This window comes from Allobosea sp. TBD101 (assembly GCF_059817965.1).
The window spans coordinates 1,959,667-1,974,826 of sequence record NZ_CM187543.1 but is presented as its reverse complement, the minus strand read 5'-3'; the positions used below and the strand labels follow the sequence as shown (position 1 = coordinate 1,974,826).

The 15,160-nt window shown below is 65.6% G+C and carries 19 protein-coding genes; 10 read left to right on the top strand and 9 right to left on the bottom strand.

What is annotated here, in order from left to right; all coding sequences use genetic code 11:
- Positions 1 to 288 carry an HlyU family transcriptional regulator gene (locus AC6RIC_RS09475; RefSeq protein ID WP_499735984.1) on the bottom strand — a complete coding sequence of 96 codons (288 nt, stop codon included), beginning with the start codon at positions 286 to 288 and terminating at the stop codon, positions 1 to 3.
- Positions 289 to 491: 203 nt separating this feature from the next.
- Between AC6RIC_RS09475 and AC6RIC_RS09470 the strand changes: the two genes are divergently transcribed.
- The gene (locus AC6RIC_RS09470; protein ID WP_499735983.1) at positions 492 to 809 is read left to right on the top strand and encodes a hypothetical protein; all 318 of its coding nucleotides are present in this window, start codon (positions 492 to 494) and stop codon (positions 807 to 809) included.
- 149 nt (positions 810 to 958) lie between these two features.
- Positions 959 to 1,210 carry a DUF2798 domain-containing protein gene (locus tag AC6RIC_RS09465; protein WP_499735982.1) on the top strand — a complete coding sequence of 84 codons (252 nt, stop codon included), beginning with the start codon at positions 959 to 961 and terminating at the stop codon, positions 1,208 to 1,210.
- A 4-nt stretch (positions 1,211 to 1,214) separates the two neighbouring features.
- On the opposite strand, the gene AC6RIC_RS09460 is transcribed toward AC6RIC_RS09465, so the two are convergent.
- Genes AC6RIC_RS09460 through AC6RIC_RS09450 form a run of 3 tightly spaced genes read right to left on the bottom strand, consistent with a single transcriptional unit; the run spans position 1,215 to position 2,502 of the window.
- Positions 1,215 to 1,640 (bottom strand): secondary thiamine-phosphate synthase enzyme YjbQ, encoded by a 426-nt coding sequence (locus AC6RIC_RS09460; protein ID WP_499735981.1) that lies wholly within the window; start codon positions 1,638 to 1,640, stop codon positions 1,215 to 1,217.
- A complete protein-coding gene (locus tag AC6RIC_RS09455; RefSeq protein WP_499735980.1) occupies positions 1,640 to 2,251 on the bottom strand; it encodes a LysE family translocator in 612 nt (203 codons plus the stop codon). Before AC6RIC_RS09455 ends, AC6RIC_RS09460 begins: the two co-directional genes overlap by 1 nt.
- Complete coding sequence (locus AC6RIC_RS09450; RefSeq protein ID WP_499735979.1) at positions 2,251 to 2,502, bottom strand: hypothetical protein; 252 nt, start codon at positions 2,500 to 2,502, stop codon at positions 2,251 to 2,253. Before AC6RIC_RS09450 ends, AC6RIC_RS09455 begins: the two co-directional genes overlap by 1 nt.
- Before the next feature lie 146 nt (positions 2,503 to 2,648).
- Here AC6RIC_RS09450 and AC6RIC_RS09445 point away from each other — a divergent pair, with 146 nt between their 5' ends.
- A complete protein-coding gene (locus tag AC6RIC_RS09445) occupies positions 2,649 to 2,837 on the top strand; it encodes a hypothetical protein (protein WP_299858304.1) in 189 nt (62 codons plus the stop codon).
- A gap of 187 nt (positions 2,838 to 3,024) precedes the next feature.
- On the opposite strand, the gene rpoD is transcribed toward AC6RIC_RS09445, so the two are convergent.
- Together rpoD and dnaG are read right to left on the bottom strand one after the other, a co-directional pair.
- A complete protein-coding gene (gene rpoD / locus AC6RIC_RS09440; RefSeq protein ID WP_499735978.1) occupies positions 3,025 to 5,037 on the bottom strand; it encodes an RNA polymerase sigma factor RpoD in 2,013 nt (670 codons plus the stop codon).
- Between the two features lie 195 nt (positions 5,038 to 5,232).
- Positions 5,233 to 7,128: a DNA primase gene (dnaG, locus tag AC6RIC_RS09435; RefSeq protein ID WP_499735977.1), complete on the bottom strand. Its 1,896-nt coding sequence runs from the start codon at positions 7,126 to 7,128 to the stop codon at positions 5,233 to 5,235.
- Between the two features lie 123 nt (positions 7,129 to 7,251).
- Between dnaG and AC6RIC_RS09430 the strand changes: the two genes are divergently transcribed.
- Together AC6RIC_RS09430 and AC6RIC_RS09425 are read left to right on the top strand one after the other, a co-directional pair.
- Complete coding sequence (locus AC6RIC_RS09430) at positions 7,252 to 7,530, top strand: type II toxin-antitoxin system VapB family antitoxin (RefSeq protein WP_499735976.1); 279 nt, start codon at positions 7,252 to 7,254, stop codon at positions 7,528 to 7,530.
- Positions 7,521 to 7,913, top strand: coding sequence for a type II toxin-antitoxin system VapC family toxin (locus AC6RIC_RS09425; RefSeq protein ID WP_499735975.1), 393 nt, complete (start codon positions 7,521 to 7,523; stop codon positions 7,911 to 7,913). The genes AC6RIC_RS09430 and AC6RIC_RS09425 overlap by 10 nt, the downstream gene beginning before the upstream one ends.
- Positions 7,914 to 7,934: 21 nt before the next feature.
- On the opposite strand, the gene AC6RIC_RS09420 is transcribed toward AC6RIC_RS09425, so the two are convergent.
- The gene (locus AC6RIC_RS09420) at positions 7,935 to 8,396 is read right to left on the bottom strand and encodes a GatB/YqeY domain-containing protein (protein WP_454656056.1); all 462 of its coding nucleotides are present in this window, start codon (positions 8,394 to 8,396) and stop codon (positions 7,935 to 7,937) included.
- 154 nt (positions 8,397 to 8,550) lie between these two features.
- On the opposite strand from AC6RIC_RS09420, the gene carA reads away from it, so the two are divergent.
- From carA to AC6RIC_RS09400, 4 genes are all read left to right on the top strand, one after another.
- Positions 8,551 to 9,759: a glutamine-hydrolyzing carbamoyl-phosphate synthase small subunit gene (carA, locus tag AC6RIC_RS09415; RefSeq protein WP_499735974.1), complete on the top strand. Its 1,209-nt coding sequence runs from the start codon at positions 8,551 to 8,553 to the stop codon at positions 9,757 to 9,759.
- A gap of 29 nt (positions 9,760 to 9,788) precedes the next feature.
- Positions 9,789 to 10,118, top strand: coding sequence for an NIPSNAP family protein (locus tag AC6RIC_RS09410; RefSeq protein WP_499735973.1), 330 nt, complete (start codon positions 9,789 to 9,791; stop codon positions 10,116 to 10,118).
- Between the two features lie 170 nt (positions 10,119 to 10,288).
- Complete coding sequence (locus tag AC6RIC_RS09405; protein ID WP_499735972.1) at positions 10,289 to 11,101, top strand: prephenate dehydrogenase/arogenate dehydrogenase family protein; 813 nt, start codon at positions 10,289 to 10,291, stop codon at positions 11,099 to 11,101.
- A gap of 215 nt (positions 11,102 to 11,316) precedes the next feature.
- Positions 11,317 to 11,742 (top strand): group III truncated hemoglobin, encoded by a 426-nt coding sequence (locus AC6RIC_RS09400; RefSeq protein WP_454656052.1) that lies wholly within the window; start codon positions 11,317 to 11,319, stop codon positions 11,740 to 11,742.
- A 114-nt stretch (positions 11,743 to 11,856) separates the two neighbouring features.
- Here the strand turns inward: AC6RIC_RS09400 and AC6RIC_RS09395 are convergent, their stop codons facing one another.
- The gene (locus AC6RIC_RS09395; RefSeq protein ID WP_499735971.1) at positions 11,857 to 12,789 is read right to left on the bottom strand and encodes a LysR substrate-binding domain-containing protein; all 933 of its coding nucleotides are present in this window, start codon (positions 12,787 to 12,789) and stop codon (positions 11,857 to 11,859) included.
- Positions 12,790 to 12,880: 91 nt separating this feature from the next.
- Here AC6RIC_RS09395 and AC6RIC_RS09390 point away from each other — a divergent pair, with 91 nt between their 5' ends.
- Positions 12,881 to 13,789 (top strand): DMT family transporter, encoded by a 909-nt coding sequence (locus AC6RIC_RS09390; RefSeq protein WP_499735970.1) that lies wholly within the window; start codon positions 12,881 to 12,883, stop codon positions 13,787 to 13,789.
- Here AC6RIC_RS09390 and AC6RIC_RS09385 read toward each other — a convergent pair whose 3' ends face one another.
- Positions 13,790 to 15,043 carry a class I SAM-dependent methyltransferase gene (locus AC6RIC_RS09385; RefSeq protein WP_499735969.1) on the bottom strand — a complete coding sequence of 418 codons (1,254 nt, stop codon included), beginning with the start codon at positions 15,041 to 15,043 and terminating at the stop codon, positions 13,790 to 13,792.
- Positions 15,044 to 15,160: the final 117 nt, after the last annotated feature.

Here is a 15,160-nt window from a genome sequence, read left to right as displayed (position 1 = left end):
TCAGCGGAAGACGCGGTCGCCTTCCATGTCGACGATCTGCTGGCCCTTCACCAGGGTGAAATCGGCGGCCTCGGCCTGGCCCGGGAAACGGTCGGCCCGGATGAAGCGATGGCTCTTGGTCTCGCCGTCGACGACCTTCTCGATGACGCCGCAGAGCTGGTACTGCCCCGCTTCCTGGTAGGGCGTGGCATGGATGGTGAAGCCGTTATGCTCGATGCTCTTGACCGGGCCGGCGGGCTTCTCCTCGGCCGGCTTGCGGCCACCGAACAGCGATTTGAAGAAAGACATGGTGCCTCCGCATTGCTTGCGGCCTGATATAAGGCAGGAGCCGCCTCAAGGGGAGCGCTGTTTCGCTTGATCGCGCAAAGCCCCGCCGGCTCTGCCGCTTGAACCGCGCTTCGCCGCTTCCCACATCTAGGGTGTTCAGGGCAGCCGCGGGGCTTCCCGATATCGTGCCGCCCGAGCGGCTACCTCCGGACAGGGAGGTGGTCATGACACTCAGCAGAATCCTGATGACCGCGTGGCTCGTCGGTGCGACGGTCACAGCCCCCGCTTTCGCCCAGCAACCCACACCGCGCGAGCCGCCCTGCGCCGATCGCAGCCATGTCGTCGGCCAGCTTCGCGACACCTTCGGCGAACGCATGATCGGCAGCGGGCTGGCCGAGATCGGTGTCCTGTTCGAGCTCTATGTCGGGCCGACCGGCAGTTGGACCCTGCTCGCCACCAACCCCGCCGGCAGAAGCTGCTTCGTCGGCGCAGGGGAAGCCTGGGAGCCTCTGCCGGAACAGGATCTGTTCGCAGCGCGGTAGACCGCCTTGGCAATCCCGTTCGGATCACCTAATGGAGCCGCCACCGGGCTTCCATCCCGTTCGTAAGCGTCTCACGTCAGGCAACGCACCATTCGGCCAAGTCGTATCGGATGCCTCCGAACGGCCTGCCTCTTGCGAAAGCCTGACTTATGTCCAGCCCTGCCTTCCCTCGCCTCCCCGCCCGCTATGCCGGCGTGGTGATGCCCTTCTTCCTGTCGATCCTGATGACCTTCGTCGTCTCCGGCATCTCGACCGTGAAGGCGCTCGGTCCCACCGCCGAATTCCTCCGGACCTGGCCCGGCGCCTGGGCCCTGTCCTGGCTCGTCGCCTTCCCGACATTGCTCCTCGTGCTGCCGGTCGTCCGGCGCCTCGTCGCGCTCGTGGTGGCGCCGCCGGCCTGATCGCTTACGCCGAAAGGTGGAGGGCGATCTCGCGCCGATGCGGCATCCGGCGGTGCTCGAACAGATAGATGCCCTGCCAGGTGCCGAGCGCGAGGCGCCCGCCTATCACCGGGAGCGAGAGAGAGACCGGCGTCAGCGCCGCCTTGATATGGGCCGGCATGTCGTCCGGTCCCTCGTCGCGATGAACGAGATAGGCCATCGCCGGATCATCCGCCGACGGCACCAGACGACGAAAAAAGGCGTCGAGATCGCGGCGCACATCCGGATCGGCATTCTCCTGGATCAGCAGCGAACAGGAGGTGTGCCGCACGAACAGCGTCAGCAAGCCGCTCGTCTCGCCGCTGGCCTTCACGAAGGCGGCAACGCGGTCAGTGAACTCGTAGAGTCCCGGCCCGCGCGTCTCGACGCTCAGGATCGTCTGCCGCGCCATCAGCGCTCGGTCAGCGCGAGCTTGGCGCCGAGCGCGACGAAGGCGGCGGCGAAGCTCCGGCGCAGCCAGGCCATCACCGCCGGGCGGCTGATGACCTTGTCGCGCATCGCCGCAGCGAAGAGCCCGTAGAGCGCGAAGACGATGAAAGTCATTGCCATGAACACGCCGGAGAGCTCCAGCATGCGCGCGCCCGGGCTGGCCTCGCCGGCCACGATGAACTGCGGCAGGAAGGCGACGAAGAAGATCGAGAGCTTGGGGTTGAGCAGATTGAGCGCGAGCCCGTCGCGCAGCACCAGCCAGGCCGAGCGCGCATCCGCCTTCGTCTCGACCTTGAGCGCACCATGCTCCTTGAGCGTCTGCCAGGCCATGTAGAGCAGGTAGGCGACGCCGGCATATTTCACGACGGCGAAGGCGAGCGCGCTGGCATGCAGCAGCGCCGCGATCCCCATCATCGCCGCGATCAGATGCGGCACGATGCCGATCGTGCAGGCGAAGGCGGCGAGCACGCTCGCCCGCGATCCGCGCGTGAGGCCGGCGGCGATGGTGTAGATCGCGCCCGTTCCGGGCGAAGCGACGATGATCAGCGAGGTCAGCAGGAATTCCGGGGACATCAGGAGCTCAACCCTTCGAAAATGCCGCCAATGACGGTGACGACCGCCTCGCCGGTTGCCACCGCGACGGTCCCCACGCCTTGGACCACGGCCCCGGCCACATCGACCGTGACGGTTCCCGCGATATCGAGCGCGCCGCCGATGATGTCAGCGGTTGCCGAACCCGTTTCCTGTTTCGGCTCGTTCTGGACTTGTGCCTGGAGTGCCGTCTGGGCAGCCTCGATCTCTTCGGGCGTTGGGATACCGGTCATCTGCTCTCCTCCGACGGAAGCACTGATCTTCAAAGCAACTTTAGCAGAACTGTGGCGGAACCAAACGCGCGTAACGGCAGGCAGAGGCTTGACGCCTGCCTCGAATCAGAAAATGTTTATGCTTTGTTCCAGGTCGGGAGGCAGCATTGGCTACCAATACCGGTAAAGGGCACCGTCAAGGTGCCGTGACGGGCAGAACGCAGTTTCAACAGCCGAATGGAGATTGGCAGAAGCGCGACGAGCGCACCGGCCATTTCATGGAACGCAAGGACAGCCCCGGACCGTTCAAAGGGGTAGCCAAAGAGCCGGATGGGCGCGACACGAAGAATAGCTAGGGCATGTTGATCTTGCTCGGAAACACGGCGTCATCCCGGGCTTGACCCGGGATCCATGCCGGAGCGCTTCCGGTTGAGGTTCAGGCATGGATCCCGGATCTCCGCTTCGCTGCGTCCGGGATGACCTGTCGCTGATATGCAATTGCTGGAAATGAAGAAGGGCGCCAATGGCGCCCTTCGTTTTATCTCAGTTGTCCAAGAAGCTCCTGAGCTTCCGGCTCCGGCTCGGGTGCTTGAGCTTGCGCAACGCCTTCGCCTCGATCTGGCGGATACGCTCGCGGGTGACGCTGAACTGCTGACCGACCTCTTCGAGCGTGTGGTCGGTGTTCATGCCGATGCCGAAGCGCATGCGCAGCACGCGCTCCTCGCGCGGCGTGAGCGAGGCCAGCACGCGGGTCGTCGTCTCGCGCAGGTTCGACTGGATCGCGGCGTCGATCGGCAGGATCGCATTCTTGTCCTCGATGAAGTCGCCGAGATGCGAATCCTCCTCGTCGCCGATCGGGGTTTCCAGCGAGATCGGCTCCTTGGCGATCTTCAGGACCTTGCGCACCTTCTCCAGCGGCATGGCCAGCTTCTCGGCCAGTTCCTCCGGGGTCGGCTCGCGGCCGATCTCATGCAGCATCTGGCGCGAGGTCCGTACGATCTTGTTGATCGTCTCGATCATGTGGACGGGGATGCGGATCGTGCGGGCCTGGTCGGCGATCGAGCGGGTGATCGCCTGCCGGATCCACCAGGTCGCGTAGGTCGAGAACTTGTAGCCCCGGCGGTACTCGAACTTGTCGACCGCCTTCATCAGGCCGATATTGCCTTCCTGGATCAGGTCGAGGAACTGCAGGCCGCGGTTCGTGTACTTCTTGGCGATCGAGATCACGAGACGCAGGTTCGCCTCGATCATTTCCTTCTTGGCCTGGCGGGCCTCGCGCTCGCCCTTCTGGACCATCAGCACGATCTTGCGGAATTCCTGGATCTCAAGGCCGGTCTCGGAGGCGAGCGTGTGTACCTCCTCGCGCAGCTGCTTAATGCGCTCCAGCTCCGCCGCGACGAACTCCTTCCAGCCGCGCGAGCCGAGCTTCGAGACGCGCAGGACCCATTTCGGATCGAGCTCGCCGCCGACATGCTGCTTGAGGAAGTCGTCGCGCGCCACGCCATAGCTCTCGGCGAGGCGCAGCAGGCGCGTCTCATGGCCGATCAGGCGCTTGTTGATGTCGTAGAGCTGCTCGACCAGCGCCTCGATGCGGTTGTTGTTGAGCGAGAGCGACTTCACCGCGGTGATGATGTCGTCCTTGAGCTTCTTGTACTTGCGGTCCTGCGACGGCGAGAGCTTGGTGTTCTCCAGCCGGTTCGCGATGTCCTGATCCTGCAGGCGACGCAGCTTCTTGTAGTCGTCGGCGATAGCGTTGAAGGTCTCGAGCACGCGCGGCTTGAGCTCGGCTTCCATGGCCGAGAGCGACACGTTGTTCTCCATGTCGTCGTCGTCCATGTCCGGCGGGGTCTCGCCCTCCGGGGTCTCGGCCTGCTCGGCTTCCTCGCCCCCCTCCTCGCCGGCGACGGCGTCGGGGTTCTTGCCGTCCGGGCCGGCATAGGTCGCTTCAAGGTCGATGATGTCGCGCAGCAGAACCTTGCCGTCGACGAGTTCGTCACGCCAGATGATGATGGCCTGGAAGGTCAGCGGGCTCTCGCAGAGGCCCGCGATCATCGCTTCGCGGCCGGCTTCGATGCGCTTGGCGATCGCGATTTCGCCCTCGCGCGAGAGCAGCTCGACCGAGCCCATCTCGCGCAGATACATGCGGACGGGGTCATCGGTGCGCTCGGTCGGCTCGAGGTTGCGCTTGGTCTCGACAGGCAGGGTCTGGCGCGAGGCGTCGACCATGTCGCCGCCCTCGGGCTCTTCCTCGTCGGCACCGCCATCCTTGCGGGCCGCGCGCTCCTCGCCAGCCGCTTCCGGGTCCTCGTTGTCGACGACGTTGATGCCCTGCTCGCTGAGCTGGCCGAGTACGTCCTCGATCTGCTCCGAGGAGAATTCCTCGGAAGGCAGCACTTCGTTCAGTTCGTCATAGGTGACATAGCCGCGCTTCTTCGCGAGCTTGATCATCCGCCTTACGGCCTGATCGGTCAGATCGAGCAACGGGCCGTCGGTAGTCGGGGGGGCATCCGGCGCGACCTGATCGGTCTTTTCCCGTTCGCTCGCTTTAGTCGCCATCAATCAGCGCTCCGCACTCGCGCCGGCTCTGGCCGAGAAAGCCATATACCGACGCATAAAAGGGCGGCGCGACCGCAGGCCCGGCGCGCTCACCCACCCAAATCCAGTTGCAGATGGCACCAGACGTCGTTGACGAATCGTGAACCACCCCACAGCTTGCGCGCACTCGGACTCGCGTCCACCACTCGCTGGGCTTCAATTCTCGGACATGGCCTCGGTGCCTTCGATTGTCTCGAGGCGGGCCTTCACGTCCTTGATCCAGGCGAAATTGGCTTCGGTCGCGTCGTCAGCCAAGGCGCGCTCAGCTGCTCTCAACTCGCTATTTAGCGTTCGCGCGCGATGATGCAAGACGAGAGCCTGATGAATCGAGTCAAAAACCGATTCAGGATCAGCATCTTGCGCGAGTTTTAATCGTTCGGCCGGGCCTGTGACGGCCATCAGATGGCCCTGCGCTTCCCGCACACGCGGCTGCTCCAACCGATTCGCCAGGGTTTCCCGGTCGAGCGTCTCCTCGACGGAATCGAGCAGCGCCTGCCGGAAGCGCTCGGCCGCCGGTCCGTCCAGCGACAACTCGGCGATCTCGTCGGCGCAGCGCAGGATGAGATCGGGGTGGCTCGCCAGCGCCAGCAGGATGAAGGCCTCGCGCTGGTCCTCGCCGCGCACCTTCGCGATCAGGCGCGACTGCGTCAGCGCGCTCGACGCCTTGAGCGGTCCGGCAAGCCACGGCGGAACCTGCCTGCCGAACCCGCCACGCTGGGGCGGCCCGCCGCGACCGCGCTGGAAATTTCCACCGCCGCCGCGCTCCGACCGCGCCGGGGCAGCGCTGGCGAAGAGCTGCGCCAGGCGCTCATCCATCTCGCGGCGATAATGCTTGCGCGTGGTCTCGTCGCGGATCTGCCCAAGAGGCTCCTTCAGGCGGCGCTCGAAGGCCGCGCGGCGCTCCGGCGTATCGAGCGGGCCGGCCTCGACCTCGCGCTGCCAGAGCATGTCGACCAGCGGGCGCGCCGCCGCAACCACCTCGGCGATAGCCTGCCGCCCGCCCGAGCGGGCGAGGTCGTCGGGGTCCTGCCCGTCAGGTAGCAGGGCAAAAGAGAGCGACTTGCCGGGCTCCAGCAGCGGCAGCGCGATATCGATCGCCCGGCTCGCGGCCTTGCGACCCGCCTTGTCGCCGTCGAGGCAGATCACCGGCTCGTCAGCCATGCGCCAGAGCAGGCCGAGCTGATCCTCGGTCAAAGCCGTGCCGAGCGGCGCCACCGTCTGCGGAAAGCCCGAGAGCGACATGGCGATGACATCGACATAGCCCTCGACCACGATCACCTGCCCGGTGTCATGCGACGCCTTGCGGGCATTGTGGTGGTTGAACAGCAGGTGGCCCTTGTGGAAGAGCGGCGTCTCCGGCGAGTTCAGATATTTCGCCGCGACTTCCGAGCTCATCGCCCGCCCGCCGAAGGCGACCACGCGTCCCCGCGCATCATGGATCGGGAACATCACCCGGTCGCGGAAGCGGTCATAGGGCACGGCGATTTCCTCGCCGTGGATGAGCAGCCCCGCTTCCATCATCAACTCGGCCGGAACGCCCTTCCCCGCCAGATGGTCGCGCAAGGCGAAGCGATCGACCGGGCCATAGCCGAGACGGAAGCGCGTGCGCGCCTCTCCGTCGAGCCCGCGCGTCGCGAGATATCGCCTTGCCGCACCACCGCGATCGCCCATCAATTCGGCCTCGAAGAACTGCGCCGCGAGCTCCACGACCTCGTGCAGCCCCTTGCGCTTCTCCTCCTGGACCTGCGCCTCCGCCGTGATCTTCGGCAGGATGACGCCGGCCTCGGCCGCGAGCTTCTCGACAGCCTCGGGGAAGGAAAGCCCCTCGGTCTCCATCACGAACTTGAAGATGTCGCCGTTCTTGCCGGACGAGAAATCGAAGAACGAGGCCTTCTGGTCGTTGACGAAGAAGGAGGCGGTCTTCTCGGCATTGAAGGGCGAGAGGCCCTTCCATTCGCGCCCTGACTTCTGGAGGCGCACGCGCTTGCCCACGACCGCCGAGACAGGCAGCCGCGCCTTGATCTCATCAAGGACGGAGGGCGGGAACTTCATGGGGTTCTATCTGGTCCTTGCGAAGGCGCTTGCCAACCGCCGAGACGTCCGAAGCCGGGCTTATGGACGATATCCACAGCGCTCCCCATCTGGTAAAGAAAATCGGAGAAAAGGAAGAAAGCCATGGCGCTCAACATCAAGGACCGCGAGACCGAGGAGGCCGTGCGCCTGCTCGCGCGTCGTCGTGGCCTGAGCTTGACCGAGGCCGTGCGCCAGGCCGTCAGGAGCGAGCTCGGCAAGGATGAATTGTCCGAGGAGGAGAAGGCCCGGCGCGTGGCGGCGGCCATGGCGCGGATGGGAGCGCTTTACAAGAAGTACGACATCAAACCGACAGCGCGCTCGATGACCCGCGACGAGATCGACGATTTCCTGGGCTATGATGATAACGGCCTGTGGTCGTGATCGTCATCGACACATCCGCAGTCGTCGCCTGCCTGGCCGAGGAGGCCGAAGCTGCCGAGTTCACAAAGAGAATCGCACTGGCCGAGCGTCGCATCATATCGAGCTTCAACCTGTTGGAAGCGCGCCTCGTCCTGGTCTTCTCGAAGGGAATTCCCGTAGAAATCGTCGATGACTTCCTGACGAACGAACGCATAGAGGTCATCCCCTTCGACGCAGCCCTCTCCGATCTCGCCTTCGAGGCCTATGGCCGCTACGGCAAGGGCCGCCATCCGGCCCGGCTGAACATGGGCGACTGCGCCGCCTATGCCCTGGCGAAAGCGCGCGGCTGGCCATTGCTCTACAAGGGCGAGGACTTCTCCGGGACGGATATCGAGCGGGCCTGAGGCCCGCCCGTTCCCGCCGGCTCAGCCGCCGAGCGCGGCCTTCACCATCGGGCTGACCTTGCCGAAATCCATCTGGCCGGCGTAAGCCGCGCGCAGCACGCCGATGACCTTGCCCATGTCCTTGACGGCGGTCGCGCCGGTCTCGGCCACGGCCTTGTCGATCGCGGCCTTCACCTCGTCGTCCGACATCTGCTTGGGCAGATAGGACGAGATCACCGCGACCTCACCGCGCTCGCCATCGGCGAGTTCGGGGCGGTTGTTGGCGTCGTAGATCGCGATCGATTCCTGGCGCTGCTTGATCATCTTCTGGAGCACGCCGAGGATTTCGTCATCGGTCGCCTCGCCCTTGCCGGCGCCGCGGGCCTCGATGTCCTTTTCCTTCAGCGCGGCGACGATCAGGCGGATCGCCGCGACCTTCTCCTTCTCGCCGGCCTTCATCGCCTCCTTCATATCGGGCATGAAGCGCTCGCGCAGGCTCGTCATCTCGTTGTTCCTTTTTCTCTTGTGCGGGCTGCGCCAGCTTCGATTGACGGGCAGCGCCCGGCTCATTAAGGCTCGCGTTCCAGACCGGCGGAGTGGATGCCCATGCCCCGCCCCCGCATTTTTCCGCTCAAGCGGACTGGACCGAGACATAGACATGACCGCTCCCGAAGGAAACCCCGCCGCTGGCGGCTGGACCGAACCGCGCGCGACCGCGCTCCTCGTATTGGCTGATGGCACGGTGCTGGAAGGCTTCGGCCTCGGCGCCGTCGGCGAGGCGCCGGGCGAGGTCTGCTTCAACACGGCGATGACCGGCTATCAGGAAATCCTGACCGACCCGTCCTATGCCGGGCAGATCATCACCTTCACCTTCCCGCATGTCGGCAATGTCGGCGTGAACGAGGAGGACACCGAGACGGTGAACGCCGCCGCTTCCTCCGGCGTGCGTGGCTGCGTGCTCCATGCCGCGATCACCGAGCCCTCGAGCTGGCGCGCCAACCGGCATTTCGACGCCTGGCTCAAGGCCCGCAACATCGTCGGCATCTGCGGCGTCGACACCCGCGCGCTCACCGCCCTGATCCGCGACAACGGCATGCCGAACGCCATCCTCGCGCATAGCCCCGACGGCGTCTTCGACATCGAGCGCCTGAAGAAGCAGGCAGCCGGGTTGCCCTCCATGGCCGGTCTCGACCTCGTCCCGCTGGTCACCGCCTCGCAGCGCTATGACTGGGACGAGACTCCCTGGGTCTGGCCGGTCGGCTACGGCAAGCGCGAGAGCAACAAGTTCAAGGTGGTCGCCATCGATTACGGCGTGAAGCGCAACATCCTGCGCCTGCTCGCCAAGGCCGGCTGCGACGTCACCGTCGTGCCCTCGACCACGAGCGCCGAAGACATCCTGGCGCTGAAGCCGGACGGCATCTTCCTCTCCAACGGCCCGGGCGACCCGGCCGCGACCGGCGAATATGCCGTGCCGGTCATCAAGCAGTTGCTCGACAGGAAGGTCCCGACTTTCGGCATCTGCCTGGGGCACCAGATGATGGCGCTCGCCATCGGCGGCCAGACCATGAAGATGAAGCAGGGCCATCACGGCGCGAACCATCCGGTGCAGGACAAGACCACCGGCAAGGTCGAGATCGTCTCGATGAACCACGGTTTTGCCGTCGATCCGGCGAGCCTGCCCGCGAACGCGGTCGAGACCCATGTCTCGCTCTTCGACGGCTCGAACAGCGGCATCGCGCTGACCGACCGTCCGGCCTTCAGCGTCCAACACCATCCGGAAGCCTCGCCGGGCCCGCAGGATAGCCATTATCTCTTCAACCGCTTCACCGAACTGATGGCGGCCGAGAAGGCGAAGAAGGCGGCCTGAGGGCCATCTTGATGCTGGAGGAGACGGGCATGATCCACCAGTTGCGCATCTACGAGATCTTCGAGCGCAACAAGGCGGCCTTCCATACCCGCTTCCGCGACCATGCCGCGCGCATCATGGCGCGCCATGGCTTCCGCATCGTCGCGACGTGGGAGACGGCGAGCGCGGGGCGCACGGAATTCGCCTATATCCTCGCCTGGCCCGATGCCGAGACCAAGGCCAAGGCGTGGGCGAGCTTCGTGGCCGATCCCGAATGGATCGAGATCAAGCGCGAGACCTCGCTGGCGCATGGCAGCCTCGTCGGCGCGATCGAGGATCGCCTGATGACGCCGACCGCCTATTCGCCGTCGCTCGATTGACAGCGCGGTCACTGCGCGGTTTAAGCAGCGCATGACCAGCCTGATGGCCCTCCAGCGCAGCTATTACGCCCCGTCCTCATAGAGGCGGTGGCATTCCCATGTTCAACCGCCGCGCTGGCGGTTGAATTCAGGCTCTCATCCGACATCGCGGCTCCCAACGAGCGAAAACGATGTCCTCCACGATCAGAACCATCTCCACCATCGGCATCATGGGCTTCGGCGCCTTCGGGCGATTGATGGCCCGCCATCTCCAGCCGCATTTCGCGCTATGCGTCTGCGATCCCGGCAACGCGCCCGCCACCGATGCGAGCGGCAAGGGCTTGCGGCCGGCGACCGCCACCGAAGTCGCCGCTTGCGACCTCGTCATCCTCGCCGTGCCCGTCCCGGCTATCCCCGATGCGATCGCGGCCTTGCGGCCGCATCTCAAGGCCGGCGCCATCGTGCTCGATGTCGGCTCGGTCAAGATCAGCCCGGCCCGCGCCATGCAGACGGCGCTGCCAGACGATGTCGAAATCATCGGCACGCATCCGCTTTTCGGCCCGCAGAGCGCCCGCAACGGGCTTACCGGCCTCAAGATCGCGCTCTGTCCGATCCGAGGCTCCAGCACGCCGCGCATCGCCGCCTTCCTGCGTCATATCCTCAAGCTGAAGGTGATCGTCACCACGGCCGACGCCCATGACCGCGAGGTTGCGATGGTGCAGGGCCTGACCCATCTCATCGCCAAGATCCTGGTCCGCATGGAACCCCTGCCTCGCACCATGACCACGGCGAGCTTCGACCTCCTGATGCAGGCGACCGAGATGGTCCGCTACGACGCGCCCAACGTCTTCATGGCGATCGAGCGCGCCAATCCGCATGCCAAGGCGGTGCGCGATCGCTTCTTCGCGCTCGCCGAGGAGATGCGGCTGTTTCTGGAACATGGCGATGGCCGGTTCACGGAAACCGCTGAGGCGCCCGCCGATAGCCAGCTCCTCACCGTTTGACAAAAACGACGGTCATCCCGGGCGACCGCAGGGAGAGCCGGGATCCATGCCGGAACTTCTATCTGCCAAGCTCAGGCATGGATCCCGGATCTCCGCTTCGCTACGTCCGGGATGACAGGCATGAGTGCTGGCATGAGGCCTGCGACGCTGGCGGACCTACCAATCCGGCCCCGCATTCGCCATATCGGATACAGACACTCCCTGATCGCGCGACGATGACCGACAATCCTCTGATCTACCCGGGCGCCGCCCATCCCGACCTGCGCGAGCCGATGATCGCGGAGCTCGTCCGCACGTTCTATGCGCGAGCCCGGGAGGACAAGCTGATCGGCCCGGTCTTCGAGGCTGCCGTCGAGGACTGGGACCATCATATTGGCAAGATCACCGATTTCTGGAGCGGCGTGATGCTGCGCACCGGCCGTTACGATGGTCGCCCGATGCGCCCGCACCTGATCCTGCCGCTGACGGCTGAGCATTTCGACCGCTGGCTCGACCTGTTCGAGATCACCGCGCACGAAGTCTGCCCGCCGGATATCGCGCAAGCCTTCATCGTCCGGGCGCGCCGCATCGCCGACAGCTTCGAGATGGCCCGCGCCAGCCAGCGCGGCGAATTCGCGGCGCCGCGGCATAGCTTGCGGTAAAAACAGCCTCAGTCGTCATGGTCGGGCTTGTCCCGCCATCCACGTCTTCACCGATGCAATCCTGTGTTCAAGACGTGGATGCTCGCCACAAGGGCGAGCATGACGCGCGGCGGATCAAGCCGCCCTGGCTTCCCGGCTGAGAAAAGCTGCGATCTCTCCGCGATCCGCCCCCGCTTCAAGCGCAATCCGCTCGGCCAAAGCCGCCGCCGAAGGCCGCAGCGCGCCCAGCGGCCGATCGAGCCAATAAGAAACCGGGTTCAGCGCCTCGCGCGCGTCGACCCTGACGATCCGTCCCGCTGCCAGCTGCTCGCGCGCCAGAGGCGGACGCGCCAGGGCGATACCGAGCCCATGCGCGGCGGCATCCAGCACAAGATTATAGTCCTCGAAGCGCCGATCCTGCGGGCGCGGGCGATAGTCGAGCCCCTGCGCCGCAAACCACGCCTTCCAGCCGGCGGCATCCGAGTCGTGGATCAGAGGCTGCGCCAGCAGGCGCTCCGGCGCTCCCTCCCCGATCGCCTTGGCAAGCTGCGGCGAGGCGATCGGAAAACACCATTCCTCGAACAGCTTGAGCGAGAGCCGGTCCGGCGCGCCGCCACGACCGCAACGTATCCCGAGATCGACGCCTTCCTCCTCGAAATCCACCTTGCGATGCTCGACCTGCAGCACGATCCGCAGCGGCGGTGTCCCGGCCTCCAGCACCGCCAGTCGCGGCATCAGCCAGAGCGCACAGACCGACGGCGGCGCGCTAACCCTGACCACCGAAGCCCCGCGCGCCTCACGCCAGCGCTCGGAATTATCGGCGATCAGCGCAAAAGCCTCCTGCGTGCGCTGGAGCAGACGCTGGCCTTCCGGCGTCAGCGAGACACCGCGCGCCTGCCGCAGGAAGACGCGCAGGCCCAACCAATGCTCGAGCTTGGCGACCTGCCGGCTGACCGCGCCATGGGTCAGGTTCAGCGCACCGGCAGCCGAAGAGAAGCTGCCGGTGCGGGCGGCCGCCTCGAAGGCGCGCAAGGTATCGAGCGGCGGCAAGTTCGAGCTGTGATCCATTCTCACAGCTCATGCGCGAATTGTTCGTTTGTCAATCAGCTCGTCGAGGCGCTTATCGGGAACAACTTCTTCCCATCGATGGATCGACGCAATGTCCTCCTCAAGCTGCACCTCTCCCGCGCTCGCCGCCTCCGGCGCCCAGCGCCTCGATCCGACGCTGGTCTTCACCGTGACCTTCACGGTCATGGCCTGGGCCTCCTCCTTCCCGGCGATCCGCGCCGGCCTCGCCGGCTTCGGTCCCGCGGAAATGGCCGCACTGCGGTTTGCGCTCGCCGGCGCCCCGGCCGCGCTCTTCCTCATCGCGACACGGGCGAAGCTGCCCGAGCTCGGCGATATCTGGCGTTTCCTCGTCGGCGGCGTGATCTTCATCGCCGGCTATGCCCTGCTCTTGAATTTCGGCCAGCGCGTCGTGCCGGCGGGTCCCGCCGCCTTCATCATCAACACCAATCCGATCATGACCGCCGTGCTCGCCATGATGATCCTGGGCGAGCGCTTCAGCCTCACCGCCTGGCTCGGTACAGCTTTGTCCTTCGCCGGCATCGGCGTGATCGCGCTCGGCAAGGGCCTCGATGTCGAGATCGGCATCAGCGTGCTGCTGATCCTCGGCGCCGCCTTCTGCAACGCCATCACCACCGTGCTGCAGAAGCCGCTCTTCGCCCGCTACAAGCCGCTCCATGTCGCGGCCTGGAACATGTCGATCGGCGGTTTCGTGCTGCTGCCCTTCCTGCCGTCCGCGATCGAGCAGGCACAGGTCGCCCCCGCCGTCTCCTTCTGGTCGGTGGTCTATCTCGCGGTGGTGCCGAGCCTGATCGCCTACGGCACCTGGGCGATCACGCTCTCGCGCCTGCCGGCCGCCCGCGCCTCGAACTTCCAATACGCCGTGCCGCCAATGGCGATGCTCATCGGCTTCCTCTGGCTCGGCGAAATCCCCACGGTCTTCGGCCTGATCGGCGGCGCCATGGCGCTCGCCGGGGTAGTGGTCGTCAACCTGAAGCGCTGATCAGAAGCCTCTCGCCTCCAATGCCTTCTCGTCATCCGCGATATAGTCGCGGATGACCGGGACGGCGCTCTTGTGCTGGCCGAGCAGCAGCTGGAACACCATATCGCCGCCGATATCGAAGGAGATCGAGCAGGCGCAGAGATAGAATTCCCACATCCGCGCGAAGCGCTCGCCCATCATGGCGACGACCTCAGCGCGCTTCGCCATGAAGCGCTCGCGCCAGGCCTCCAGCGTCCAGTGATAGTGCCGGCGCCAGAACTCGCAGTCCGACGCCCACAGGCCCGTCTGCTCCTGCGCCGCGAACACCTCCGACAGCGCCGGCGCATAACCACCCGGGAAGATGTACTTGTCGAAGAAGGGGCCGGTGAAGCCGGGCGGACCGACGCGGCCGATGCAATGGACCAGCGCGATCCCGTCGGGCGTCAGCAGGTCGCGAATCTTCTCGAAATATTCGCCGTAATGCGCGACGCCGACATGCTCCATCATGCCGACCGAGACGACGCGGTCGAACGTGCCGCCGAGCTCGCGGTAATCCTTGTTGATGAAGGTAACGGCATCGCCGACGCCGGCCGCCTCGGCCCGCCTCGAAGCCGCCGCCATCTGATCCGGCGAGACGTTGAGCCCGGTCACCTTCGCGCCGCAGGCCTTGGCGAGGTAGATCGCCAATTCACCCCAGCCCGAGCCGATATCGAGGACGCTCATGCCGGGCTCGATCTTCAGCTTGGCCGCGAGATGCCGGAGCTTCGCCTTCTGCGCGGCTTCCAGCCCGACCTCAGGACTGTGCCAGTACGCGCAGGAATAGGTCATCGTCTCATCGAGCCAGAGTCGGTAGAACTCGGTCGGGATGTCGTAGTGATGCTTGACCTTCTTGCCGGCGACGCCGAGGGGATTATGCATCCGCCAGCGCCGGATCTTGAAGCGCACCTTGCGGATCGCCTGCTGCAACGGGTCCTTGCGCATTTCCCGGCGCTGCATCCAGAACAGCGTCAGCAGGTCGTGGATCGTGCCTTCCTCGAAATCGATCCGCCCGTCCATGTAGCCTTCGGCCAAGGCGAGCTCGGGATTGAGGAAGAGCTCGCGCTCGACGCGGTTGTCATGGAAGCGCACGGTGACGGCGGGCGCGGTCTTGGTGACGCCCGCGAAGAGCAGCTCTACCGGCCCGGAGCCGAAGACATGCCGCTTGCCGTCCGGCGTGATGACCGTCAGGCGGCCGTGGCGGATGAACCGCCTGAGCAATCGCGGCAGCAGCAGCATGGGCGCTCCTCGTCTCGATTCGCCAACTAAAGCGGAAACCTAGCAGCCTCGAAACCCCCGAAGGTTGCGGAGCTTCCCGGCTTGTGCGTAGTCATCGGGATCAGGCGGCCGCATCCG